General features: G+C 69.4%; 24 protein-coding genes, 1 tRNA gene and 1 riboswitch. Of the genes, 15 read left to right on the top strand and 10 right to left on the bottom strand.

Annotated features, from left to right (window positions below; all coding sequences use genetic code 11):
- Positions 1–35 precede the first annotated feature (35 nt).
- Entirely contained in the window at positions 36–368 is a 333-nt protein-coding gene (locus ACGFW5_RS02595; RefSeq protein WP_393832294.1) for a MoaD/ThiS family protein, read from the top strand.
- A 1-nt stretch (position 369) separates the two neighbouring features.
- Entirely contained in the window at positions 370–1,320 is a 951-nt protein-coding gene (locus tag ACGFW5_RS02590) for a PLP-dependent cysteine synthase family protein (protein ID WP_393832293.1), read from the top strand.
- Between the two features lie 31 nt (positions 1,321–1,351).
- On the opposite strand, the gene ACGFW5_RS02585 is transcribed toward ACGFW5_RS02590, so the two are convergent.
- On the bottom strand, positions 1,352–1,840 hold the full coding sequence (locus tag ACGFW5_RS02585) for a type II toxin-antitoxin system PemK/MazF family toxin (protein WP_393832292.1): 489 nt from the start codon (positions 1,838–1,840) through the stop codon (positions 1,352–1,354).
- A 232-nt stretch (positions 1,841–2,072) separates the two neighbouring features.
- Between ACGFW5_RS02585 and ACGFW5_RS02580 the strand changes: the two genes are divergently transcribed.
- A complete protein-coding gene (locus ACGFW5_RS02580; RefSeq protein WP_393832291.1) occupies positions 2,073–2,825 on the top strand; it encodes an MBL fold metallo-hydrolase in 753 nt (250 codons plus the stop codon).
- Between the two features lie 86 nt (positions 2,826–2,911).
- Here ACGFW5_RS02580 and ACGFW5_RS02575 read toward each other — a convergent pair whose 3' ends face one another.
- Together ACGFW5_RS02575 and ACGFW5_RS02570 are read right to left on the bottom strand one after the other, a co-directional pair.
- Positions 2,912–4,162 carry a PTS transporter subunit EIIC gene (locus tag ACGFW5_RS02575; RefSeq protein WP_393832290.1) on the bottom strand — a complete coding sequence of 417 codons (1,251 nt, stop codon included), beginning with the start codon at positions 4,160–4,162 and terminating at the stop codon, positions 2,912–2,914.
- Positions 4,163–4,655: 493 nt separating this feature from the next.
- Positions 4,656–5,951: a PTS transporter subunit EIIC gene (locus tag ACGFW5_RS02570; protein WP_393832289.1), complete on the bottom strand. Its 1,296-nt coding sequence runs from the start codon at positions 5,949–5,951 to the stop codon at positions 4,656–4,658.
- A gap of 231 nt (positions 5,952–6,182) precedes the next feature.
- Between ACGFW5_RS02570 and ACGFW5_RS02565 the strand changes: the two genes are divergently transcribed.
- The 3 genes from ACGFW5_RS02565 to rdgB all read left to right on the top strand — a co-directional run bounded on the left by ACGFW5_RS02565 (position 6,183) and on the right by rdgB (position 8,281).
- Positions 6,183–6,416 (top strand): glucose PTS transporter subunit EIIB, encoded by a 234-nt coding sequence (locus ACGFW5_RS02565; protein ID WP_393832288.1) that lies wholly within the window; start codon positions 6,183–6,185, stop codon positions 6,414–6,416.
- Positions 6,417–6,651: 235 nt separating this feature from the next.
- A complete protein-coding gene (gene rph, locus ACGFW5_RS02560) occupies positions 6,652–7,413 on the top strand; it encodes a ribonuclease PH (RefSeq protein ID WP_393832287.1) in 762 nt (253 codons plus the stop codon).
- Positions 7,414–7,678: 265 nt separating this feature from the next.
- Positions 7,679–8,281 carry an RdgB/HAM1 family non-canonical purine NTP pyrophosphatase gene (gene rdgB, locus ACGFW5_RS02555; protein ID WP_393832286.1) on the top strand — a complete coding sequence of 201 codons (603 nt, stop codon included), beginning with the start codon at positions 7,679–7,681 and terminating at the stop codon, positions 8,279–8,281.
- A gap of 57 nt (positions 8,282–8,338) precedes the next feature.
- Here rdgB and ACGFW5_RS02550 read toward each other — a convergent pair.
- The 4 genes from ACGFW5_RS02550 to bcp all read right to left on the bottom strand — a co-directional run bounded on the left by ACGFW5_RS02550 (position 8,339) and on the right by bcp (position 10,340).
- Positions 8,339–8,410, bottom strand: a tRNA-Leu gene (locus ACGFW5_RS02550).
- A 60-nt stretch (positions 8,411–8,470) separates the two neighbouring features.
- Positions 8,471–9,133: an HNH endonuclease signature motif containing protein gene (locus ACGFW5_RS02545; protein ID WP_393832285.1), complete on the bottom strand. Its 663-nt coding sequence runs from the start codon at positions 9,131–9,133 to the stop codon at positions 8,471–8,473.
- Positions 9,130–9,777: an HNH endonuclease signature motif containing protein gene (locus ACGFW5_RS02540; RefSeq protein WP_393832284.1), complete on the bottom strand. Its 648-nt coding sequence runs from the start codon at positions 9,775–9,777 to the stop codon at positions 9,130–9,132. The genes ACGFW5_RS02545 and ACGFW5_RS02540 overlap by 4 nt, the downstream gene beginning before the upstream one ends.
- 95 nt (positions 9,778–9,872) lie before the next feature.
- A complete protein-coding gene (gene bcp / locus ACGFW5_RS02535) occupies positions 9,873–10,340 on the bottom strand; it encodes a thioredoxin-dependent thiol peroxidase (RefSeq protein ID WP_393832283.1) in 468 nt (155 codons plus the stop codon).
- A gap of 98 nt (positions 10,341–10,438) precedes the next feature.
- On the opposite strand from bcp, the gene ACGFW5_RS02530 reads away from it, so the two are divergent.
- The 4 genes from ACGFW5_RS02530 (at position 10,439) to ACGFW5_RS02515 (ending at position 12,350) form a co-directional block, all read left to right on the top strand.
- Positions 10,439–10,804, top strand: a complete 366-nt coding sequence (locus ACGFW5_RS02530; protein ID WP_393832282.1) for a DUF3618 domain-containing protein — start codon at positions 10,439–10,441, stop codon at positions 10,802–10,804.
- Positions 10,805–10,848: 44 nt separating this feature from the next.
- The gene (locus ACGFW5_RS02525) at positions 10,849–11,181 is read left to right on the top strand and encodes a GroES family chaperonin (protein WP_393832281.1); all 333 of its coding nucleotides are present in this window, start codon (positions 10,849–10,851) and stop codon (positions 11,179–11,181) included.
- A gap of 97 nt (positions 11,182–11,278) precedes the next feature.
- Positions 11,279–11,350: riboswitch (guanidine-III (ykkC-III) riboswitch) on the top strand.
- Between the two features lie 33 nt (positions 11,351–11,383).
- Positions 11,384–11,704, top strand: coding sequence for a DMT family transporter (locus ACGFW5_RS02520; RefSeq protein ID WP_393832280.1), 321 nt, complete (start codon positions 11,384–11,386; stop codon positions 11,702–11,704).
- Between the two features lie 178 nt (positions 11,705–11,882).
- The gene (locus ACGFW5_RS02515) at positions 11,883–12,350 is read left to right on the top strand and encodes a hypothetical protein (RefSeq protein WP_393832279.1); all 468 of its coding nucleotides are present in this window, start codon (positions 11,883–11,885) and stop codon (positions 12,348–12,350) included.
- A 26-nt stretch (positions 12,351–12,376) separates the two neighbouring features.
- Here ACGFW5_RS02515 and ACGFW5_RS02510 read toward each other — a convergent pair whose 3' ends face one another.
- Positions 12,377–15,001, bottom strand: a complete 2,625-nt coding sequence (locus ACGFW5_RS02510) for a transglycosylase domain-containing protein (protein WP_393832278.1) — start codon at positions 14,999–15,001, stop codon at positions 12,377–12,379.
- Between the two features lie 349 nt (positions 15,002–15,350).
- Here ACGFW5_RS02510 and ACGFW5_RS02505 point away from each other — a divergent pair, with 349 nt between their 5' ends.
- The 5 genes from ACGFW5_RS02505 (at position 15,351) to ACGFW5_RS02485 (ending at position 20,873) form a co-directional block, all read left to right on the top strand.
- Positions 15,351–16,151 (top strand): ABC transporter permease, encoded by an 801-nt coding sequence (locus tag ACGFW5_RS02505; RefSeq protein ID WP_393832277.1) that lies wholly within the window; start codon positions 15,351–15,353, stop codon positions 16,149–16,151.
- Between the two features lie 10 nt (positions 16,152–16,161).
- The gene (locus ACGFW5_RS02500) at positions 16,162–16,998 is read left to right on the top strand and encodes an ABC transporter permease (protein WP_393832358.1); all 837 of its coding nucleotides are present in this window, start codon (positions 16,162–16,164) and stop codon (positions 16,996–16,998) included.
- A 120-nt stretch (positions 16,999–17,118) separates the two neighbouring features.
- Positions 17,119–18,087: an ATP-binding cassette domain-containing protein gene (locus tag ACGFW5_RS02495; protein ID WP_393832276.1), complete on the top strand. Its 969-nt coding sequence runs from the start codon at positions 17,119–17,121 to the stop codon at positions 18,085–18,087.
- 68 nt (positions 18,088–18,155) lie between these two features.
- Positions 18,156–18,830 (top strand): DUF1707 domain-containing protein, encoded by a 675-nt coding sequence (locus ACGFW5_RS02490; RefSeq protein WP_393832357.1) that lies wholly within the window; start codon positions 18,156–18,158, stop codon positions 18,828–18,830.
- Between the two features lie 672 nt (positions 18,831–19,502).
- Positions 19,503–20,873 (top strand): DUF445 domain-containing protein, encoded by a 1,371-nt coding sequence (locus ACGFW5_RS02485; RefSeq protein ID WP_393832275.1) that lies wholly within the window; start codon positions 19,503–19,505, stop codon positions 20,871–20,873.
- A 259-nt stretch (positions 20,874–21,132) separates the two neighbouring features.
- On the opposite strand, the gene ACGFW5_RS02480 is transcribed toward ACGFW5_RS02485, so the two are convergent.
- Positions 21,133–21,438: a hypothetical protein gene (locus tag ACGFW5_RS02480; RefSeq protein ID WP_393832274.1), complete on the bottom strand. Its 306-nt coding sequence runs from the start codon at positions 21,436–21,438 to the stop codon at positions 21,133–21,135.
- Positions 21,439–21,684: 246 nt separating this feature from the next.
- A complete protein-coding gene (locus ACGFW5_RS02475) occupies positions 21,685–22,584 on the bottom strand; it encodes a restriction endonuclease (RefSeq protein WP_393832273.1) in 900 nt (299 codons plus the stop codon).
- Positions 22,585–22,633: the final 49 nt, after the last annotated feature.

The following is a 22,633-nucleotide window of genomic DNA, read 5'->3' as shown; positions in this document are numbered from 1 at the left end:
CACCTGCCTCTTCCTTCCGATCAGGAGCCCACGCCATGGCCATCGAGGTCCGCATCCCGACCATCCTCCGCACCTACACCGACGGCGCCAAGGCCGTCGAAGGCAGCGGTGCCACCCTCGCCGACCTCCTCAACGACCTCGACGCCCGGCACACCGGCATCCGCGAGCGCATCGTGGACGGCGAAAACCTGCGCCGCTTCGTGAACGTGTACCTCAACGACGAGGACGTCCGCTTCCTCGACGGCATCGACACCAAGCTGGCCGACGGCGACAACGTCACCATCCTGCCCGCCGTCGCCGGAGGATCTGTCGCGGCGCAGCCGCGTCCGGCCGGGGCGGTGGCCGGGCGACGGGCCGGGTCCGTCTGACATGCGGTACGACTCCCCGCTCGCCGCGGTCGGCAACACCCCGCTGGTCCGCCTGCCGCGCCTGTCCCCCTCGGACGACGTACGGATCTGGGCCAAACTGGAGGACCGCAACCCGACCGGCTCCATCAAGGACCGGCCCGCCCTCCACATGGTCGAACAGGCCGAGAAGGACGGCCGGTTGACACCCGGCTGCACCATCCTCGAACCGACCAGCGGCAACACCGGCATCTCCCTCGCGATGGCCGCGAAGCTCAAGGGCTACCGCATCGTGTGCGTGATGCCGGAGAACACCTCTCAGGAACGCCGCGACCTGCTCGCGATGTGGGGCGCCGAGATCGTGTCGTCGCCGGCGGCGGGCGGCTCCAACACGGCCGTACGGGTCGCCAAGGAGCTGGCCGGGCAGAACCCGGACTGGGTGATGCTCTACCAGTACGGAAACCCGGACAACGCGGGCGCCCACTACGCCACCACGGGCCCGGAAATCCTCACCGACCTGCCCTCCATCACCCACTTCGTGGCAGGCCTCGGCACCACCGGCACGCTGATGGGCGTCGGCCGCTACCTGCGCGAAAACGTCCCCGGCATCCAGATCGTCGCCGCCGAACCCCGCTACGACGACCTGGTCTACGGCCTGCGCAACCTCGACGAGGGCTTCGTCCCCGAGCTGTACGACGCCTCCGTCCTGACCACCCGCTTCTCGGTGGGCTCCGCCGACGCGGTGACCCGCACCCGCGAGCTCCTGCAACAGGAGGGCATCTTCGCGGGCGTCTCCACCGGCGCCGCCCTGCACGCCGCGATCGGCGTCGGCAAGAAGGTTGTCAAGGCGGGCACCCCCGCCGACATCGTCTTCGTCGTCGCCGACGGCGGCTGGAAGTACCTGTCGACCGGCGTCTACACCGCGCCGACGACCGAGGCCGCGATCGAGACCCTGCACGGACAGCTCTGGGCCTGACGGCCCGTGCCGGACGGGCGCGGAGGCGCCGTCACCCCGCCAGGTGGCGGACCTGGTCCCACAGGGTCGGGTCCACCACCCCCACCCGGCGCCGGAACGCCCACACCCCGACCTCACGCAGCTCGTCCGTCTCCAGGAAACTGGGCCGGCCGTGCGCGTCGGCCACCGTGCCCGGCGGCAGCGGAATGACCCCGGCCCGCTCGTCGTGATACTTGCTGGTGATCTTCGCGACGGTCACCGCTTCACCGCGCACCCGCAACACCAGACACGGACGGTCCTTGCCGCCCCGGACATCCTCGTAGGGCACCTCCGCCCACCAGATCTCCGCGGCCTGCGGCAACCGCCGCCCCGCCGCCCCGCCCGCTAGGCCCTGACCCCCCGGCCGCCCCGGCGGACGCACCCGGCCACCGGGCCCACGCCGCGAGCGCCCCCGCCGCAAGCGCCCCCGCCCGTCCGCGACAGCCGCCACCAGGGCAAGCGCCACCACCGCTCCCAGCGCCAGCCACCACGACGTGTCCATACCGCAGACGTTACCGGCGCACCACCCACCGCGCGCGCTCCCCACCAACACCATCCGAACCGGTGACAGCGCAGGTGAGTTCCCCCACAACGGCCCGCCCCAAAGGAGCGAGCGGCCTTGACGCGCCTTACGCTCGACGCACCGCAAGCCCTTACCCGCGGCCTCCCCCCGACCCGCCCGCCCCGCAGCGACAGGCTTCGCCTGGCCCCTCTGTTCCGGAGGTTCACGCTCCATGAAGCTCACCGTCGTCGGCTGCTCCGGGTCGTTCCCGTCCGCGGAATCGGCCTGCTCCAGTTACCTCCTGGAGGCAGACGGCTTCAGGCTGCTCCTCGACATGGGCAACGGGGCCCTCGGTGAGCTACAGCGCCACATCGGCCTGTACGACCTCGACGCGATCTTCCTTTCCCACCTGCACGCCGACCACTGCATCGACATGTGCGGCTACTTCGTCGCCCGCTACTACCGCCACGAGGGCGGCCGCTGCGCCCCGATGCCCGTGTACGCACCGGAGGGCGCCGAGCAGCGCCTCACCACCGCCTACGCGGACACCCCCTCCCCGTCCTCCATGAGCGAGGTCTTCGACTTCCACACCCTGAAGCCGGGCTCCTTCGACATCGGCCCCTTCTCGGTGCGCACCGAGCGGGTGTGCCACCCCGTCGAGGCGTACGCCATCCGCGTCGAACACGCCGGACGCTCCCTCACGTACTCCGGCGACACCGGCCCGTGCCCCGCCCTCGACGAACTCGCCGAGGGCGCCGACCTGTTCCTGTGCGAGGCGTCCTTCACCTACGGCAAGGAGGACATCCCGGCGCTGCACCTCAACGGCCGCGAGGCCGGCGAGCACGCGGCACGCGCCGGAGCCGGGCGCCTGGTCCTCACCCACATCCCGCCGTGGACGGACGCGCAGGCCAACCTCGCGGACGCCCGCGCGGTCTACCCGGGCCCGACGGAACTCGCCGTGCCGGGCGCGGTGTACGACATCTGACCCTGCGCGCGGCTCAGGCATGCGGAAGGCCCCCGGAACCGTACGGCCGTACGGTTCCGGGGGCCTTTGTGCCGAGCGCCGAGGGCTTACGCCTTCGTCAGGTCCTCGATCTCCTCCTCGGGCTCACGGCCCGGGGTGGGGATGTTGAACTTGACGATCGCGAAGCGGAACAGGGCGTAGTAGATCGCTCCGAAGACCAGGCCGATCGGGATGATCAGCCAGGGCTTGGTCGCATGGGTCCAGTTCAGCGCGTAGTCGATCAGGCCGGCCGAGAAGTTGAACCCCGCGTGCACGCCCAGGGCCCAGGTGACGGCCATCGAGATCGCGGTGAGCACCACGTGGATCACGTACAGGACCGGCGCGATGAACATGAACGAGAACTCGATCGGCTCGGTCACACCGGTGACGAACGAGGTCAGAGCCAGCGAGACCATCATGCCGAGGACGACCTTGCGGCGCTCCGGGCGAGCGGTGTGGGCGATCGCGAGGGCGGCGGCCGGGAGGCCGAACATCATGATGGGGAAGAAGCCCGACTGGAACATGCCGGCCGTGTGGTCACCGGCGAGGAAGCGCGGGATGTCACCGTGGACGACCTGGCCGGCCGCGTCCGTGTAGTCACCGATCTGGAACCAGGCGACGGTGTTGACGAACTGGTGCATGCCGACCGGGATCAGAGCGCGGTTCACGCCACCGAAGAGGGCCGCGCCGCCGGCGCCGAGGCCGGTCATCCACTGCCCGAAGTCGGCGATGCCGTTGCCGATGGGCTCCCACACGAGGCCGAAGAAGACACCGACGACCAGGCCGACGAAGGCCATGATGATCGGGACGAGACGGCGGCCGTTGAAGAAGCCGAGCCAGTCGACGAGCCTGGTGCGGTGGAACTTCTGCCACAGCACGGCCGCGAGCAGACCCATGATGATGCCGCCGAGGACACCCGGGTCGTTGTACTTGGCGTCCACGATCTTGCCGTCGGCTATGTGCTGCTGCACGATCGGGAAGGCCTGAAGCACCTTGCTGTAGACGAGGAAGCCGACCAGAGCGGCGAGCGCGGTGGAGCCGTCGGACTTCTTGGCGAAGCCGATGGCCACGCCGATGCAGAACAACAGGGGAAGAGCGCCCGTGATGGCGCCGCCCGCGTTGCCGAAGACGTCGGAGACCTTGTTCCAGCCGAGGCCGTCCTTGCCGAACACGTCGGGCTGACCCAGGCGGACCATGATGCCCGCGGCGGGCAGCACGGCGATCGGCAGCTGCAAGCTGCGGCCGACCTTCTGCAGACCCTGGAACAGGCCGGAGCCCCGCTTCTTCGCGGGCGCCGCCGTAGCGGTGGCCGTACTCATCAACATCCTCCAGTAGGGCAAGGCGCCGCCCGGGAGCATGAGAAAATACGGGGGGACGGCGGCGTCTCAGGGGAACGCGGTCAAGCCCGCGTGGTCTACACCAATGAGTGGTGTAGACCAGTTGTAGCACGGTGAGGGTTAGATAAGGAACCTTCGTTTTTTGTGGCCTGAGCCATACCGGGCAATCGACACAACACCGACTTGCCGCCGTGACCTTTTCGTAGCCGCGCAGGGCCGCAACGACCCGCGAAAGCCAGGCCACAAGGCCCGGCGAAACGCCCCGCCAAGGCCCCCGTCGCACCCCCGCGAACGACTCGTCGACGACAGGCGAAGGCCCCCGGACCGGAGAGTCCGAGGGCCTGGCGGTTCACCGCAAGGAGAACTGCGCGGAGGTGGCGGAGGTATGGGGAGGCGTGCAGAGCTGCGCGGAGCTGTGTGGAGGCGGGCAGGGGCGGCGCGGGGGCGGCGCAGGGCTGCGCAGGCCTACGTAGGCCTACGCCTTGACGTTCTCCTTCTCCAACTCGTCCTCGTCCGGCTCCCGCCCCGGCGTCGGCAGGTTGAACTTGGTGATCGCGAAGCGGAACACCGCGTAATAGACGACCGCGAAACAGAGCCCCACCGGAATGATCAGCCAGGGTTTCGTCGCCAGACTCCAGTTGATGACGTAGTCGATGAGACCGGCCGAGAAACTGAACCCGTCCTTGATGCCGAGCCCCCAGCTCACCGCCATCGACACACCCGTCAGCACCGCGTGGATCACGTACAGGAGCGGCGCGATGAAGACGAAGGAGTACTCGATCGGCTCGGTGATGCCCGTGACGAACGAGGTCAGGCCGACCGAGAGCATCATGCCGCCGACCTCCTTGCGGCGGTGCGGCTTGGCGCAGTGCGCGATCGCGAGCGCCGCCGCGGGCAGCGCGAACATCATGATCGGGAAGAAGCCCGTCTGGAACTGGCCGGCCGTCGGGTCGCCCGCCAGGAACCGCGGGATGTCGCCGTGCACGATCGTGCCGTCCGGCTTGGTGAAGTCGCCGAACTGGAACCAGATGAAGGTGTTCAGGAACTGGTGCAGGCCGATCACGAGCAGCGCGCGGTTGGCCACACCGAAAATGCCCGAACCGCCCGCACCCAGGTCCACCAGCCACTTGCTGAAGCTGGTCAGCCCGTCACCGACCGGCGGCCACACCCACAGGCACGCCACCGAGAACACGATCGCGACCCCGGCCATGATGATCGGCACGAGCCGGCGCCCATTGAAGAACCCCAGCCAGTCCACCAGCTTCGTGCGGTGGAAACGCTGCCAGAAGTACGCCGTCAGAAGGCCCATCACGATGCCGCCGAACACCCCCGGGTTCTGGTAGGTGGCGAGCACCGCCGAACCGTCCTTGGCCACGCAGGCCCCGGCCGTGAGGGTCGCCCCCGTGGCGCAGTCCTTCGGGAACTGAAGCAGCACCCCGTAATACACGAGGAAACCCGCCACCGCGGCCAGCGCGGTCGAGCCGTCCGACTTCTTCGCCATGCCGATCGCGACGCCCACACAGAACAGCAGGGGCAACCCCAGCGAACCATCGAGCAGCGCGCCACCCGCACCCTTGAACACCTTGGCGACATCGTCCCAGCCGAGCCCGGTCTTGCCGAAGACGTCGTCCTGGCCCAGCCGGTTGAGGATGCCCGCCGCAGGCAGCACGGCGATGGGCAGCTGGAGACTGCGACCCATCTTCTGCAGCCCCTGGAACAGGCCGTTCCACCACTTGGGCTGCGGCACGGCGGCCGCGCTGCTGGCGCTCATCGGCAACCTCCAGGCCTGCGGAACAAGCCGGTCGGGGCGGTCGTTTGCACTGGTGTAGACCAGTTGCGGTATCGTCCGGAGCGAACCCCTCGCGGGGCATGGCTCCGGTGATCGCCATCCTTGGCCAGGCAGAATGCGCCCGCGCGCATAGCTGGGCCAAACGTGGGCTACCGTGACAAAGCGGACCTACCGTGGGCCGACACAGCGTTCTTCAAGAACCAGGAGAGACACATGGCCAGCAAGGCTGAGAAGATCGTCGCCGGCCTCGGCGGTATCGAGAACATCGAAGAGGTCGAAGGCTGCATCACCCGCCTGCGCACCGAGGTCATCGACCCCAGCAAGGTCGACGAGGCAGCCCTCAAGGCCGCCGGCGCCCACGGCGTCGTCAAGATGGGCACCGCCATCCAGGTCGTCATCGGCACCGACGCGGACCCCATCGCCGCGGAGATCGAAGACATGATGTGAGTCGCTGACTCCCTCACACCGCGAGGCCGGCCCCACCACCAGGAGGCCGGCCTTTTCGCGCACCCGAACCCCAACCCGGCCAAGCCCACGCCACCGAGCATTGCGCGCTCCCCCCCCACCACGGCAGGCGCAACCAGCCACGCACCGCCCACCCGCACCGCCCACCCGCAGCGCCTCGCCTCCGCACGCCGCGAACCGGAACCGGCCCCCACCCGCATCGCCTAGGCTCTTGGCCATGTCTCGAATCGACGGCCGCACCCCCGAACAGCTCCGCCCCGTCACCATCGAACGCGGATGGAGCAAGCACGCCGAGGGCTCCGTCCTCGTCTCCTTCGGCGACACCAAAGTCTTCTGCACCGCCTCCTTCAGCGAAGGCGTCCCCCGCTGGCGCAAAGGCAGCGGCGAAGGCTGGGTCACCGCCGAATACTCGATGCTGCCCCGCTCCACCAACACCCGCGGCGACCGCGAATCCGTCCGCGGCAAGATCGGCGGCCGCACCCACGAGATCTCCCGCCTCATCGGCCGCTCCCTGCGCGCAGTCATCGACTACAAGGCCCTCGGCGAAAACACCATCGTCCTGGACTGCGACGTCCTCCAGGCCGACGGCGGCACCCGCACCGCCGCCATCACCGGTGCCTACGTCGCCCTCGCCGACGCCATCACCTGGGCCCAGCGCAAGAAACTCATCAAGCACGGCCGCCAGCCCCTCACCGACACCGTCTCCGCCGTCTCCGTCGGCATCGTCGACGGCACCCCCCTCCTCGACCTCTGCTACGAGGAAGACGTACGCGCCGAGACCGACATGAACGTCGTCTGCACCGGCGACGGCCGCTTCGTCGAAGTCCAGGGCACCGCCGAAGCCGAACCCTTCGACCGCAAAGAACTGAACGCCCTGCTCGACCTCGCCACCGGCGGCTGCACCGACCTCGCAGCCCTCCAACTGCGCGCCCTGGCCGCGCTGTCCGACGCCGCCACCGACGGGCCCGCACCGGCCTGACCAGCCGGGATCGCCCAGCCACCGGGGCCCCGGCCCGCCGCGCCCCGGCCCGCCGCGCCCCGGTCCGCTGGGCCCCCGGGTCTGCCAAGCCCCCGGAAGCCCCAGAGCCGCTATGCCGTCGGCAACGTCCGTTCGGCCATCACGAGCGGCGACAACACCCCCGACATCAGCGGCGTCACCAACACGGCCAAGGAAGTCGGCAAGGTCTGCACACGCCCTGAACCACCCGCCCCACCCGCCCCACCCGCCACCGATACTGGTGGACATGACCCGCCTGATCCTCGCCACCCGCAACGCCGGCAAAATCACCGAACTCCACGCCATCCTGGCCGCCGCAGGCCTGCCCCACGAACTCGTGGGCGCCGACGCCTACCCCGAGATTCCCGACGTCAAGGAAACCGGCGTCACCTTCGCCGAGAACGCCCTCCTCAAGGCCCACGCCCTCGCCCAGGCCACCGGCCTCCCCGCCGTCGCCGACGACTCCGGCCTCTGCGTCGACGTCCTCAACGGCGCCCCCGGCATCTTCTCCGCCCGCTGGTCCGGCACCCACGGCGACGACCGGGCCAACCTGGACCTCCTCCTGGCCCAGCTCTCCGACATCGCCGACGAACACCGCGCCGCGCACTTCGCGTGCGCCGCCGCCCTCGCCCTGCCCGACGGAACGGAACGCGTCGTGGAGGGCCGCCTCCTCGGCACCCTGCGCCACGCCCCCGCAGGCACGGGCGGCTTCGGCTACGACCCGATCCTCCAGCCGCACGGCGAAACCCGCACGTGCGCGGAGCTGACGGCCGACGAGAAGAACGCGATCAGCCATCGCGGGCAGGCGTTCCGCGCGCTGGTGCCGGTGCTGCGGGAGTTGTTGGAGTGATACGGAAACGGCGTGGTTTCCCCTGCAGCCAGGAGAAACCACGCCGTGCCGATTCGGTGCGCCCGGTCGGATTCGAACCGACAAACACGATTACCTAAAAATCGCCGCTCGCCCTTGGCGTACGGGCGCGCACGCCCTTCCACTGTACTGGGCGAAGTCCGCTGTCGGTGGCCGGGCGGGCAGGGTCGGTTACGGAGATCTGCGGCGGCCGCCTCGACACCAGGTCGTGGTCACTGCGTGGCAGTTGGGGCACAACAGCCGAAGGTTCCCGGCCCGGTCGTCGCTCCAGTCCCCGTTGATGTGGTCGACCTCCAACGTCATCGGCCTGCCCTGCCACCGTGGTCCGGTACCGCACTCGTCGCACCGCTCAGGGATGCCGATCTCGTGCAGGGCTCGGCGCAGATGGACGGTTTTCGTACGGCGTTCGCCATCGTGCTTCGTCAGCACATCCTCGGCGCTCCTCCTCCGGGCGGGGGACGACTTGCCTCGCTGGTGCGCTTGCCCGAGGAAATGTTCCGTCGAGATTTTGTCCTCGGCCATCCAGTTGCGTAAGGCCGTCCTCTGACTCGTACTGTCCGGTCTGCCGAGGCGACGGAGCAGATCGGCGAGCGAGACGGATGCGGTCACCGCGCGGCGCAGCTCCGCTGTAGGGGGGCGAGGGCCCGCCCCCCGGGGGCTGCGGCGCCGGAAGTGCGCGATGTCGATGCCGTAGTGCGCGAAGCGCTTGAACAGATAGCGGCGCAGAGGCCCGTCGGGCGAGACGCCGAAGAAGACGATGGCCTCGTCGATGTCCTCACAGGCCTGGGCCGCCTCGACGAGCCGTTCACGCGTGTAGCGCGGCGTTGAGTTCACCTCGCACCCGCGTTCCCGGCCTTACCTCGGCCGCGATAACTGTCCGTTGTGGAATGGCAGTTGGGGCAGAGGAACCGCAGGTTCTCGATGCGGTTGTTCCGCCAGTCACCGTCGATGTGATCCACTTCGAGGGGGAGCGGCCGTCCCCGCCAAGTCGGTTCGGTGCCGCACATCGCGCAACGTTCGGTGAGGCCCAGGGACGCCATGGCGCGCTTGAGCCGATCGCTCGGAATCCGCCGCGCTGTGCCCGGTTCCTGTTGGACGAGCAGCGCTTCGGGCAGCCGCTGCCGGGTCTCCCCGGCGCGCGAGGGAGGTCTGAAGTGTGAGGTGTCGATGCTGTATGCCTTGATGCGCCGGGTGATGTGCGTGTGATGGCCGCCCACGACTTCGAGGCTCAGCCGGCGCAGCACCTCGCACATGTTCGTCGAAACCGCGACCACCGGCTCAAGAACCTCCCGAGTCCAGCGGGACCCCTCGCGTTCGAAGTGCGCGGTGTCTATGCCCAGCTTTCGCATGCGCTCGCGTATGTACCGCCGTGATCCACCCTTCGGGTCGACTCCCAGCTTGGCCAGTGCCTCCGACAGGGTGCGGGAGGAGCCGGCCGCTTCGGCCAGCCTCTCCCGGGTGTACGGGCTGGTGCCCATGGTCCCTCCGTCCCGGCCACGCGTTCGCGACCTCGTACGGAGTAACGAACCGGATAGCGGACGGTCACCACCGGAATGCGGAACGGCCCGCGCCGCTAGACGCCGAGGTCCTTGATGATTTTGGCTACGTGGCCCGTCGCCTTCACGTTGTACAGCGCGCGCTCCACCTTGCCCTCCTCGTCCACGACCACCGTCGAGCGGATGACCCCGGTCACCGTCTTGCCGTACAGCTTCTTCTCGCCGTACGCCCCGTACGCCTCCAGGACCTCCTTCGAGGGGTCGCCGACCAGCGTGACCTTCAGGGACTCCTTCTCGCGGAACTTCGCCAGCTTCTCCGGCTTGTCGGGGGAGACGCCGATGACGTCGTACCCGGCGCCCGCCAGCAGCTCCAGGTTGTCCGTGAAGTCGCACGCCTGCTTGGTGCAGCCGGGCGTCAGGGCGGCGGGGTAGAAGTACACGATGACCTTGCGGCCCTTGTGGGCGGCGAGCGAGACCTCGTTGCCGTCGGCGTCGGGCAGGGTGAAGGCGGGTGCGGTGTCGCCGGGCTGAAGTCGCTCGCTCATGGGGGTTTCCTCCGGAAAGGCCGCGGGTGGGGCGTACACCGACAGAGCCTAATGGGGGCCTGTGACAGTGCATCGGCGGCGGAGCTGACAGACTGTGGATGACGGATCACCACCCCACCCATACGACCACCGGAGGCGGCGCAGTGTCGGAAGCCAGGACCCCTGCGCAGATCGAGGCGGACATCAGGAGCCGGCGGGACCAGCTCGCGGTGACCCTCGACGAGATCGGGGTGCGGCTGCACCCGTCCACGATCGTCGGCGATGCCAAGGCGAGGCTCGCCTCGACCGTGGACCACACCGTGGGACGGGCGTACGTCGCGGTGAACCGTACGGTGAGCGACGTGAAGGCGAAGTTCGTGTCCGAGGACGGGGCGCCGCGCGTGGAGCGGATTGTTCCGGTCGCGCTCGTCGCGGTGGGCCTGGTGGGGCTGCTCGCCCTGTCGGCGAAGAAGCGGCGTGGCTGACCCTTCGGCGTACGTGTGGCATCCGGGCGGGTAGGTTCGACCTCGTGAGCGAGAACACCCACGACAAGCTGCCCATCCGGATGTTGCACGACCGTGTGCTGGTCCGGTCCGACACACCTGAGGGGGAACGGCGTTCGGGCGGCGGCATCCTCATTCCGGCGACCGCCGCCGTCGGCAAGCGGCTCGCCTGGGCCGAGGTGGTCGCGGTCGGCCAGAACGTGCGCACGGTGGAGCCGGGGGACCGGGTCCTGTACGACCCCGAGGACCGGGCCGAGGTGGAGGTGCGGGGCGTGGGGTATGTGCTGATGCGTGAGCGCGATCTGCATGCCGTGGCGTCCGAGCGGGTGTCGGTGGATGCCACCGGGCTGTATTTGTAGCGTCTGATCTGGGGCGGTAACGCCCGGGGCGACGTGTGCGCAGGGGCCGGTGACTGTCGTCACCGGCCCTTACGCATGCCCTTACCTATGCCCTTGCGCATGCCCTTTTGTTACGGTGGTGGGACCCCGACGAGACGCGTCGTACCGGGTCAGGACAAGACGACGCACCCCGTATGTGTGCGCGTCTTTCGGAGGTGCCGTCATGGCATGGGTCCTGCTTGTTGTGGCCGGTCTGCTTGAGGTGGGCTGGTCGATCGGGATGAAGTACACCGACGGTTTCACCCGTCTGGTCCCCAGTGTGTTCACGTGTGCCGGGATCGTCGCGTCGATGGTGTTGCTGTCGCAGGCGGCGAAGACGTTGCCGATCGGTACCGCGTACGGCGTGTGGGTGGGGATCGGCGCGGCCGGTGCGGCGGTGCTGGGCATGGTGGTGCTGGGTGAGCCGGTCACGGCCGCCCGGATCTTCTTCGTCTGTCTGTTGCTCGTGGCGGTGGTCGGTCTGAAGGCGACGAGCGGTCATTGAGGTTGGCGTCCGTCGACGGGGGGCGTTGCCGGGTGGCTGTCGCGGGGGCCGCGGCGGCCGCGCGGGTCGCGGGGGGGCCGTTGCTGAGCGGCTGTCGGCTGTCGCGCGGGTCGCCGGGGCGGGGAACAGCCTCGGTCGAAAGGGGCATTACTTTCGGTTTCGGGGTAGACGAGACGTCATGCACGGACAACATGCGCGTCCTACGAGCACTCTGTTCGGCTCCGTCTCCAAGGAAGGGACACCAGCGCCCGGCGGCCCCCGGCACTCCCGTTCGCGGCCCAGTGGCCATCTGCGGCGCCGCCTTCTGGCCTACCGGCAGGTCGAGTTCGTATCGCCCCGCCTGCCGGGGGATCAGGGCACCGACGAGGACAGTCTGCTCCTCGTGCACACCCGCAAGGTCGTCGGTCAGGTCCGCCACCGGATCTGCGGGCGGTGTGCCGAAGGTGTCATCACGGGGGTGGAGATCGAGGAGCGGTTCCTCGACGCGGGCCTGGATACGCGGGCGTTGTCCCATCTGCGTGCCCGCCACCCGGGCGTGGTGTGGCGCAGTGCTTTCGAGGACGCGCCGGGGCGGCGTGATGCGCTGCGTCGGATGCGCATTCCGGCGGCGACGGGTGCCGAACAGCTCTGTTCGCATCTGCGGTAGTCGTCGGGTCTCCGCTCGCGCCGGGGTCACGGGCGGGTGGGGCTCCATGGGGTGCGTGGGGCGTGCGGCGGTTCGGCGACGCCTGCTGTGGTGCCGCCCAGGCCTTCGGTCGTCCCGCCGTCGGTGGCGCCGCCGTTGTCGGTGCCTGCGTTGGTGGCCCCGCCGTTGGTGGCGCCGCCTTGGGTCTGCCCCTGGTTCTGCCCTTGGTTCTGTCCCTGGTTCTGGCCTTGTGTCTGGCCTTGGTTCGCGCCCGCGTTGACGGCGCCTTCGTTGTCGGCGCCGCCCTGTGCCCCTTGGTTCTGGCCCTGGTTCTGTCCTTGGGTCTGGCCCTGCGTCCGGCCTTGGTTCTGTCCTTGGGTCTGGCCCTGCGTCCGGCCTTGGTTCTGTCCTTGGGTCTGTCCTTGGGTCTGGCCCTGGTTGCGGCCGCCCGTCCTGCCCTGGTTCTGCCCTTGGTCCTGGCCCTGTGTCTGCCCTTGGTCCTGGCCTTGGTTGCGGCCGGGCGTCCCTGACTGGAACGGGTTCGGGGTGGGCGGTTCGACGGGTGCGTTGGCGCCGTCCTGGAGTTCCAGGTCGAAGTCCTTGACGTCGCTGCCCTGGAGGGCGTCCTTGGTGTACTGCGCCCAGATCTGCGCGGGGGGCCCGCCGCCGTTCACCCGGGGCAGGCCGAGCGCGCCGTACAGCGGTTGCTGGGCCGCCGTGTCGGGGTCGGCGCCCATGACGGCGACGACGGTGGCCAGGTCGGGGGTGTAGCCCGCGAACCAGGCGGCCTTGTCCTGTTCGGCGGTGCCGGTCTTGCCGGCAGCGGGGCGTCCGGAGGCCTGTGCGGCCGTGCCCGTGCCGCCGTCGACGACGCTTTGCAGCATCGACGTCGTGGTGTCGGCGGCCTCGCGGCTGACGGCCTGCTCGGTGTCCTGGGAGGGCAGGTCGGTCTGCTCGCCGTCCTTGGTGACCGATTCGACCATCGTGTAGGTGCCGTGTCGGCCGTGGCCGGCGAGCGTCGCGTACGCCTGTGTCATGTCGAGCACGCTCGCTGTAGAGGGGCCGAGCGCGATCGAGGGGGAGGCGACCAGGTCGGGGGTGTCGGCCGGGATGCCCAGGTCGATGGCGGTCTGCTTGACCTTGGCCGGGCCCACGTCGACGGCCATCTGCGCGTACACGGCGTTGACGGACTTGTCGGTGGCGGTGCGCACGGTGATCATGCCGTAGGTGGCGTCGTCCTCGTTGGAGGGGTTGTACAGGCCGCCCTTCCAGCCTTGTACGGGACGTTTGTTGGTGCCGTCGTAGACGGTGTTCGGGGTGATGACGCGTCCGTCCTGGGTGGTGGAGCCGTTGGCCACGGCGGAGGTGAAGACGAACGGCTTGAAGGTGGAGCCCACTTGGAAGTCGCGCCGGGTGGCGTTGTTGACGTACTGCTTGGTGTAGTCGATGCCGCCGTACATCGCGACGACCTTGCCGGTCGCGGGGTCGATGGAGGCGCCGCCGACGCGCACGTTGCGATCGGCTTTGCGGACGCTGGTGAGTTGGGAGTTGACCTTGTCGTCGACGGCTTTGACGAAGGCGTCCTGCTTGTCCTTGTGGATGGTGGTGGTGATGCGGTAGCCGCCGGTGGCGAGGGTGTTCTCGTCGATGATCTTGTTGGTGGTGAGATAGTCCTTGACCGCCTCGACGAGGTAGCCGCGCTGGCCGGCGAGTCCGGCCCGTGGCTTGACCTTTCCGGGTACGGGGAAGGTGGTCGCGGCCCGTTCGGATGCGCTGAGCCACTTCTTCTTGACCATGCCGTCGAGCACGTAGTTCCAGCGGGCGAGCGCCCTCGGTTTGTTCTCGGGGTGGGAGATGACGTCGTAGGCGCTGGGGGAGTTGAGCAGCGAGGCGAGGTAGGCGCCCTCGGCGGTGGTGAGCTGTTCGACGTTCTTGCTGTAGTACGCCTGTGACGCGGCCTGGATGCCGTAGGCGTTGCGGCCGAAGTAGCTGGTGTTCAGGTAGCCGGTGAGGATGTCCTCCTTGGTCTCCTCGCGGTTGAGTTTGATCGCGATGAAGAACTCCTTGACCTTGCGGGTGACCGTCTGTTCCTGGCCCAGGTAGTAGTTCTTGACGTACTGCTGGGTGATGGTGGAGCCGCCCTGGGTGCCCTTGCCGGTGAGGGTGTTCCAGGCGGCGCGGACCATGGCCTTGGGGTCGACGGCGCGCTCGGAGTAGAAGTCCCGGTCCTCGGCCGCCAGGACGGTGTGCTGCACGGTGAGGGGGATCTGCGAGAGCTGTACGTTCTCGCGGTTGATCTCGCCGTCCGAGGCGAGCTGGGTGCCGTCGGCGTACAGGAAGACGTTGGACTGGGCGGTGGCCACGGCGTTGGCGGGCGGGATCGACACGAGGGTGTAGCCGGCGATGAAGGCGCCGATGAGCAGCAGGGCGCAGACCAGGAAGAGGCCGAGCAGCAGGCGCCAGCGGGGTACGAAGCGGCGCCATCCGGTGCGCTTGGGCCGGCCGGTGGTGCCGCTCGGGGGCGGGGCCGCGTCGTCGTGCCCGTGGTGGCCGCCCGCCGGGGCGCCGGGGGGCTCCGGCCCGGGGCCGACGGTATCGGGGTCCCGGGGTGCCCAGGTGCGCGGCGGCTGGGGTCCGGGGTGCGGTGGCTCCGGCTGCTCGTCGTCGCTCATGTCTCTCCGGCCGATGCGTCTGGATCGTGTGCGGTGGAATGCGGGTGCGGGTGCGGGTGCGGTGGGGTGCGGGTCCGGCTGCGGCGGGGTGCGGTGCGGTGCGGTTGCGATGTGGTGCGGCTCGTACTCTGACCTTTTTCGTCCAGATTCACACGATTTACGCGATGTGCACGAGTCGGGGGATTCGACCGCATGGCGAAGGGCGCATGGATCACCCTGATGGCCCGTATCACCCGGATTGTGCCGTGCCGGCATCGTGCCTGCGGGGCCGCGGAAATTCCGTCGCGAACGGACGCGGCGCTGGGCTAGGCTCCTGCGCTTTGGTGTCGACGGAGGCGAGGGGGCGGTCGTGCGGCTGTACGGGGTCGTGGCCGCGGGCGGCTTCCGGCGCTACACGACGTACCGGGTCGCCACGGCGGCAGGGGTGTTCACCAACACTGTTTTCGGCGTCATCGTGGCCTACACCTATATGGCCCTGTGGGAGCAGCGCCCCCACCTCGGCGGGTACGACCAGTCGCAGGCGCTCACCTATGTGTGGGTCAGCCAGGCCCTGCTGATGACGGTCAACCTGTTCGGCGGCGGCTTCGCGGACGAGCTGGTGGAACGCATCCGTACGGGTGACATCGCGATCGACCTCTACCGTCCGGCCGACCTCCAACTGTGGTGGCTGGCGGCCGATCTGGGCCGGGCGCTGTTCCACTTTCTGGGGCGCGGGGCGATTCCCCTGGCCTTCGGCGCGCTGGTCTTCGACCTCTCACTGCCCACGGACCCGGGCACCTGGCTCGCCTTCCTCCTCGCGGTCCTGTTCGGCGTGGTGGTGAGCTTCGCGCTCCGATTCCTGGTGGCGCTCACGGCGTTCTGGCTGCTCGACGGAGCGGGCGTGGCCTCGCTGGTCTCCATCGCGGGACTGTTCTTCTCCGGCATGCTGCTGCCGCTCAACGCCTTCCCCGGGCTGCTCGGCGAGGTGGCGAGGGCGCTTCCCTGGTCCTCGCTGCTTCAGATCCCGGCGGACATCCTGATGGGCCGCCACCGCGGCTGGGGGCTGCTGGGCGCGTACGGCTTCCAGCTCGGCTGGGCGGCGGTGTTGCTGGGCGCCGGCCGGCTGCTTCAGTCCGTGGCGGTACGAAGGGTGGTGGTGCAGGGTGGCTGACGCGCACGACGTGGCCGGCCCGGTGGTGGAGGGGCGGCGGCCCGCGCCGGGTGCGTGGGCTGCGTACCGCATGATCGCCGGGATGTGGATCCGCTCCTCGCTGGCCTACCGGGCGTCCTTCTTGATGATGCTGACCGGGAACTTCCTGGCGACCGGTTTCGACTTCGTCGTGATCGCCCTGATGTTCTCGCAGGTCCGCTCGCTCGGGGGTTACTCGTTCGCCGAAGTGGCGTTCCTGTACGGGACGTCGACGACGGCGTTCGGGCTGGCCAATGTCGTCGTCGGCTCGATCGACAAGCTCGGGGCGCGCATCCGGGACGGCACGCTCGACACGCTGCTCGTGCGCCCGGTGCCGGTGCTCGCGCAGGTCGCCGCCGACCACTTCGGGCTCCAGCGTCTGGGCCGGCTGCTCCAGGGTGTCCTGGTCCTGGCCCTTTCGCTCGCGTCCCTGCACGTGCACTGGACGGTACTGAAGGTGCTCGTGCTGCCGATGATGCTGCTCAGCGGCACGGCGATCTTCTGCGCGGTGTTCGTGGCGGGTGCGGCGTTCCAGTTCTGGGCGCAGGACGCGGCGGAGGTGCAGAGCGCGTTCACCTACGGCGGCCAGACCCTGCTTCAGTACCCGCCGACGGTGTTCGCCAAGGACATGGTGCGGGGCGTCACCTTCGTCCTGCCGCTCGCCTTCGTGAACTGGCTGCCCGGCCTGTACGTCCTGGGCCGCCCGTATCCGCTGGACCTGCCGGGCCGGCTGGCCTTCGCGCCGCCGTTGGCCGCGACCGGCTGCCTCGTGGCGGCCGGCCTGGCGTGGCGGGTGGGCGTGCGGGCGTATCGCAGCACGGGGAGCTGAGCGATGGAGCCGTGCCGAACCCCGCCCGGCCCCGGCCCCCAGGACCCGCCCCGCCCCCCTCCCCTCGCCTCCCCTCCTCTCGCCTCACACTTCTCACCGCACCTCAAAGGGGGTTGACCCGTGGACCTCATCGAACTCGACGACGTGGAGAAGGTCTTCGACGTACGGCGTAAGACCGGCCGGTTCCGCCGCGAGAAGCGGCAGGTCAGGGCGGTCGACGGGATCAGCTTCCGGGTGCCGCGCGGGGAGATGGTGGGCTATATCGGCCCGAACGGCGCCGGAAAGTCCACCACCATCAAAATGCTGACGGGCATCCTGACCCCGAGCGCGGGAAGGCTGCGCGTGGCAGGCCTCGACCCGTCCCGCGAACGCACCGCGCTGGCACAGCGGATCGGCGTGGTGTTCGGCCAACGGACGACGCTCTGGTGGGACCTGCCGCTGTACGACTCCTACCGGCTCGCCCACCGGATGTACCGGATCCCGGACCGCCGCTTCCGCGAGAATTTGGACCGTTGCGTAGAACTCCTCGATCTGGCAAGCCTGTTGGACGTTCCCGTGCGGCAGTTGTCCCTCGGCCAGCGGATGCGCGGCGACATCGCGGCGGCACTCCTGCACGATCCGGACGTGCTGTACCTGGACGAGCCGACGATCGGCCTCGACGTCATCAGCAAGGCGAAGGTCCGGCAGTTCCTGCGCGATCTGAACGCCGAACGCGCCACGACGATCCTGCTGACGACGCACGACCTGACCGACATCGAGCAGCTGTGCAGCCGGGTGATGGTCATCGACCACGGGCGTCTGATGTACGACGGGGCGCTCGCGGGACTGCACGAGGCGGGCGAGAGCGAGCGGACCCTGGTGATCGACCTGGAGCGCGAACACCCGCCGGTGCGGGTGGAAGGCGCGCGGGTGGTGAAGGTGGAGGGCCCGCGTCAGTGGCTGTCCTTCCCCGCGTCGGCGTCGGCGGCGCCGCTGGTGGCGCGCATCGCGCAGGCGTATCCGCTGGTGGACCTGTCGATCCGTGAACCGGACATCGAGGCGGTGATCGCGCGCATGCTGTCGACGAAGGGGGCGAGTGTTCGAACGTGAGGGACCTGGGCCGGTGGCTTCACTAGGCTTCGCCCATGACGAGTGAAGCAGCGGGTGGACTGCCGGAGATGCGGGCTTCGGACGCGGAACGCGAGCGCGTCGCGGAACGGCTGCGGGAGGCGGTGGCTGAGGGGCGGCTCGACATGGAGGAGTTCGAGCAGCGCCTGGAGGTGGCGTACACGGCGCGTACGCATGGGGAGTTGGAGCCGCTGGTCCGCGACCTGCCCGCGCCGGGTGCCCCCGGCCCCGCCGTCGCGATGCCGCGCGCCACGCAGGAGGACGCCGAGGTCCACTGGCCGTCGCGGATCGGGCACGCGCCCACCTCCAAAGGAGGCTTCGCCTTCTGGGGCGGCTTCGCCCGCAAGGGCAACTGGACGGTGGCGAAGAAGTTCACGGCGTTCACGATGTGGGGCGGCGGCGACATCGACCTGCGGGAGGCCCGCTTCGAGGACCGCGAGACGGTCCTGCGCCTCTTCACGATCATGGCCGGCATCGGCGTGACCGTACCGCCGGAACTGAACGTTCAGGTCAAGGGCTTCGGCCTCATGGGCGGGGTGGGCGGCAGCAAGGCCAACGGCGAGGGCACGCCGGGCTCCCCGAGGGTGACGATCGTGGCGTTCGCCCTGATGGGCGGAATCGGAGTGGACCGCAAACTGAGGAAGGCGCACAAGGAGCGGCTGCGGTTGGAGAAGCGGGGGGAGGAGGGGCGCGGGGGCGGCGGCGGTCGGAAGGAACTGCGCTGAGTGGCGGCGGCGTCGGTGTCGACGCCGGTTCGGTGGGTGGGGCTGGGGTGTTGGGGACAGTCAGCCAGCCAGCCAGCCAGCCAGCCAGCCTGCTTGGCGCTGGCCCGCCGGCGGCATTGGTTCGGCGCGGTTTGCCCGGCGCGTGGGCTCGGCGCGTTGGCCCGGCGCGTTGGGTGGGCCGCTCGTGGCGGGTGGTAGGGGCTGGGGTGAGCCCGCTGACGTCGGCTCGGCGTGTTGGGCCGCCGCGTTGGGGGCGGCCCGCTCGTGGCGGTCGGAGGGAACTGGGCTGTGCCCACCGGCGCCGGCTCGCCATGTCGGCCCGCCGCGCCGACCCACCGCGTTGAAGACGGCCTGCTGACGCGTACCCCCGGAGGGTTTCGGGAAGGGGCGGGGCGGGGAGGACGCCCGCCGCAGGCGCGGCCCCCCGGGGCCCCCGGCACGCAGAAGAGGACCGGCGGACCGGCGGACCGGCGGACCGGCAGACCAGCGGACCGGCAGACCAGCGGATCGGCGGACAGGCGGACAGGCGGACAGGCGGACAGGCGAACCCGAACGAGTGGACGCTCGAACGTACGGGAACTGAACACGCACCCCGTCAGTACTTCATGTAGAGCACGCCGGGCGGGCCGCCCAGGAGAAGGCCGTCGGCGGTGGGCAAGAACGGTGGAGCGTATGGAACGTAGGGGAACGGGGCCCGGCCCCGAGACGCCGGTGAGGGCCGGCGAGGCGGGCGGGGCCGGCGCGGCGGCCGGGACGGGCACGCCCGCGCCCCGAGCCTCCCCGTTCGCGTACACGGCGGCGGACGAGGAGAAACGCCGGGGCGTGCGCCGGATGAAGGCCACGGCCACGGGCCTGCTGCTCCTGGTCGCGGTGGTCTTCGGCCTTGCCACGTGGGCGGACCGTTCGGGCGCCGGCGCCTGGGCGGGTTATGTCGCGGCGGCGGCCGAGGCGGGCATGGTGGGCGCGCTGGCCGACTGGTTCGCGGTGACGGCTCTGTTCCGCCGCCCCCTTGGCCTGCCGATCCCGCACACGGCGATCATCCAGAACAAGAAGGACCAGTTCGGCGCGTCGCTGGGTACGTTCGTCGGTGAGAACTTCCTGTCGGCGGCGGTGGTACGCACCCGCCTCCAGGCCCTCGGCATCGGCCGCCGTCTCGGCACCTGGCTTGCGGAGCCCGAGCATGCGGACCGGGTCACATCGGAGCTGGCCACGGCGCTGCGCGGGGCGTTGACGGTGCTCAGGGACGCTGATGTGCAGGCGGTGGTGGGTGAGGCCATCACACGCCGGGCGGACGCGGCGGAGATCGGGCCGGGCCTGGGCAAGGCGCTGGAGCGGATCGTCGCCGACGGCAGCCACCGCAGGGCGGTGGACCTGGTGTGTGTGCGGGCCCACGACTGGCTCGTGCTGCATGGGGACTCGGTGATGGACGCGGTGCAGGGCGGCGCCCCCGGCTGGACCCCGCGTTTCGTGGACCGCAAGGTGGGCGAGCGCGTCTACAAGGAGCTGCTGCGCTTCGTGACGGAGATGCGCGACATGCCGGCGCATCCGGCGCGCGGCGCCCTGGACCGCTTCCTGGCGGATTTCGCGGCCGACCTCCAGTCGGACACGGAGACCAGGACGAGGGTGGAGCGGTTCAAGTCGGAGATCCTGGCGCGTGCCGAGGTCCAGGACGTGATCGCCTCGGCGTGGTCCTCCGTACGCTCGATGATCATCGCGGCGGCGGAGGACGACCACAGCGAACTGCGCCTGCGCGCCCGGGCGTCGCTGCTGTCCCTCGGCACCCGTCTGACGACGGACCCCCGCCTCCAGTCCAAGGTGGACGGCTGGTTGGAGGACGCGGCGGCATACGTGGTGTCGACGTACCGCGCCGAGATCACGTCGCTGATCACGGACACGGTGGCGTCGTGGGACGCGAACGACACATCGCGCAAGATCGAGGCGAACATTGGCCGTGACCTGCAGTTCATCCGCATCAATGGCACGGTGGTGGGCGCGTTGGCGGGCCTGCTGATCTATACGGTGTCGCATGCGCTGGGCGGCTGAGCGGATTTCCTGCGTGCGGGGTGCGATGCCGCCCCCGGGAATGCCGGCCGGCCCGCCCGCGCCCAGCGCCCCGCTCCCATCCCGCTCGACCGCCTCGCCCCCGCCCCACCCCGCCGGGCGCATGACCGACCTGCCTGTCCAGCCGTACGGCCATGCGCCCGACCACTGGGGGGAGTTGCCCTTGGGTACGGACGCGGGGCAGGCTCTGTTCAACGGCCCGGGAAATCTCCCGGGGGGAGTTCCGTCATCCAGTGCGGTGCTACTCGGCGGAGTTGCGGGTGACGGCCCAGGAGGCCGCGGCGACGACCCCGGCCACACCGAACACGGAGGGCCAGGCGCCGACCTTCTTGGCCAGCGGATGCGACCCGGCGAACGCGGCCACGTACGCCCCGGTCAGCCCGACGGCCGCCTTGGTCCCGGCCGCCTGCTGCCACTGCCGGGCCGCCAAAACCCCGGCCGCGGCAAGCGCCACCCCACCGAGCGGCCGCTTCTTGGTCCACCGGGCAACCCCGTACCCCCCAATGAGCCCGCCGGCCGCGATCACAGTTGCGGGAACCTTCGCCATGTTCTGCCTCCTGAGGTGGGGTTTCCTTGAGGCTAGCGCGGGGATCTGTGACGCCTCGAAGCGCCCTGGGTGGTGGCAGGGCGCTTTCCTTGCAGGACTGCGTCTGGGCGTTGAGCATTGCGCACGGCTGTCCGCGCAGGTGCAGGCCGCTTTCACTACGTGACGCTTGAGGTGCCGACGCGTTATGGAACCCGCTGGCGGGGATCCGATACGTCCATGAGCGGAGTCGGATGACGAAGCGGAGGGCTAGGGAATGCTCTTTTTGTACTCGTTGCCTTCGGGCCAAATGACCTGTGCGGCGACCTCTGCTGCGTGACAAAGTTTGAGGAGATCGGGGCGAGGTTTGGACGGGAGGAGCAACGCGATATCGGGACGCGGTGTCAAGAGGCGGCGATAGTCGAAGAGTTGCCCTATGGCCATGCGTATCGCTTCCCGTGTTGCGTTCGCTTTCGCTTCAATGAGAAGTTTGTCGGTGGCGTCGTAGAGGTCAGTGTAAAGTGGCTTCACCTCACCCGCGGGCACGATTTTCTGTCGAGTGACCGTATGGCCTTGAGATTCCAGGTACTCGCGATACTTTTTCACAAGCATAGCCTCGCGACGGTCGGCCCTGCGCGGTTCGCCGCTGGGATTCACGATCATCTGCTCGACGTTGTGTTGTTCGACCTCCACGTCCTGGACCACCGTTGAAGGCGCAGGGCTGGGGCTGGCTACGAGGCCATCGGCCGGTGGGGCTTTCTTCGCGGGACGTAGCTTAAACATGATGACGGTGCGGATTTCGCCGTCCGCGTCTGGTGCGTCCGTAGTGAACCAGGGCTCCTTCTCGTCCAGTTCGAACTGCCCGAGATTGGCCACGACTCCCTTCGACGTGGACTTGAAAAGTTGGAGCGAACGTTTCTGCTGGGCATGCTCGGCAATGTCTAGGTTGCCGCCGACCATCTCCTGGTCGCCGTACCGGCCCTCGCCGCAGTAGTGGTAGCAGCCATCTTTGCCCCACCCGTCGTAGTAACCGTGTTGTCGCCCCTGCTGCGGGTTGGAGAACAGGAAGAGATACGGCTGGCCTTTGGGGCGACTGATTCCCTTTTGTCTGTTACCGCCGTACTGGTCGTGGATGGCTTGGCGGGTGATTTTCATGCCAACGGCAGCCATGTTCACTGTGTGTCTCCCCCTGGGGCGTGACTTTTGCGAGTTGAATGAT

Origin of the sequence: Streptomyces sp. NPDC048416, from assembly GCF_043200435.1 — a bacterium.
In the GTDB taxonomy this organism is placed as follows: Bacteria; Actinomycetota; Actinomycetes; order Streptomycetales; family Streptomycetaceae; genus Streptomyces.
This window is presented reverse-complemented; position numbering and strand designations above follow the sequence as displayed.

Excerpts from the sequence above, each read along its gene's own strand:
- ACGFW5_RS02520 (WP_393832280.1), top strand. The coding sequence starts at position 11,384 with ATGGCATGGGTCCTGCTTGTTGTGGCCGGTCTGCTTGAGGTGGGCTGG.
- ACGFW5_RS02570 (WP_393832289.1), bottom strand. The coding sequence starts at position 5,951 with ATGAGCGCCAGCAGCGCGGCCGCCGTGCCGCAGCCCAAGTGGTGGAAC.
- ACGFW5_RS02585 (WP_393832292.1), bottom strand. The coding sequence starts at position 1,840 with ATGGACACGTCGTGGTGGCTGGCGCTGGGAGCGGTGGTGGCGCTTGCC.
- ACGFW5_RS02490 (WP_393832357.1), top strand. The coding sequence starts at position 18,156 with ATGCGGGCTTCGGACGCGGAACGCGAGCGCGTCGCGGAACGGCTGCGG.
- ACGFW5_RS02530 (WP_393832282.1), top strand. The coding sequence starts at position 10,439 with ATGACGGATCACCACCCCACCCATACGACCACCGGAGGCGGCGCAGTG.
- ACGFW5_RS02540 (WP_393832284.1), bottom strand. The coding sequence starts at position 9,777 with ATGGGCACCAGCCCGTACACCCGGGAGAGGCTGGCCGAAGCGGCCGGC.
- ACGFW5_RS02485 (WP_393832275.1), top strand. The coding sequence starts at position 19,503 with ATGGAACGTAGGGGAACGGGGCCCGGCCCCGAGACGCCGGTGAGGGCC.
- ACGFW5_RS02575 (WP_393832290.1), bottom strand. The coding sequence starts at position 4,162 with ATGAGTACGGCCACCGCTACGGCGGCGCCCGCGAAGAAGCGGGGCTCC.
- rph (WP_393832287.1), top strand. The coding sequence starts at position 6,652 with ATGTCTCGAATCGACGGCCGCACCCCCGAACAGCTCCGCCCCGTCACC.
- ACGFW5_RS02510 (WP_393832278.1), bottom strand. The coding sequence starts at position 15,001 with ATGAGCGACGACGAGCAGCCGGAGCCACCGCACCCCGGACCCCAGCCG.
- ACGFW5_RS02595 (WP_393832294.1), top strand. The coding sequence starts at position 36 with ATGGCCATCGAGGTCCGCATCCCGACCATCCTCCGCACCTACACCGAC.
- ACGFW5_RS02565 (WP_393832288.1), top strand. The coding sequence starts at position 6,183 with ATGGCCAGCAAGGCTGAGAAGATCGTCGCCGGCCTCGGCGGTATCGAG.
- ACGFW5_RS02580 (WP_393832291.1), top strand. The coding sequence starts at position 2,073 with ATGAAGCTCACCGTCGTCGGCTGCTCCGGGTCGTTCCCGTCCGCGGAA.
- bcp (WP_393832283.1), bottom strand. The coding sequence starts at position 10,340 with ATGAGCGAGCGACTTCAGCCCGGCGACACCGCACCCGCCTTCACCCTG.
- rdgB (WP_393832286.1), top strand. The coding sequence starts at position 7,679 with ATGACCCGCCTGATCCTCGCCACCCGCAACGCCGGCAAAATCACCGAA.
- ACGFW5_RS02590 (WP_393832293.1), top strand. The coding sequence starts at position 370 with ATGCGGTACGACTCCCCGCTCGCCGCGGTCGGCAACACCCCGCTGGTC.
- ACGFW5_RS02480 (WP_393832274.1), bottom strand. The coding sequence starts at position 21,438 with ATGGCGAAGGTTCCCGCAACTGTGATCGCGGCCGGCGGGCTCATTGGG.
- ACGFW5_RS02475 (WP_393832273.1), bottom strand. The coding sequence starts at position 22,584 with ATGGCTGCCGTTGGCATGAAAATCACCCGCCAAGCCATCCACGACCAG.
- ACGFW5_RS02515 (WP_393832279.1), top strand. The coding sequence starts at position 11,883 with ATGCACGGACAACATGCGCGTCCTACGAGCACTCTGTTCGGCTCCGTC.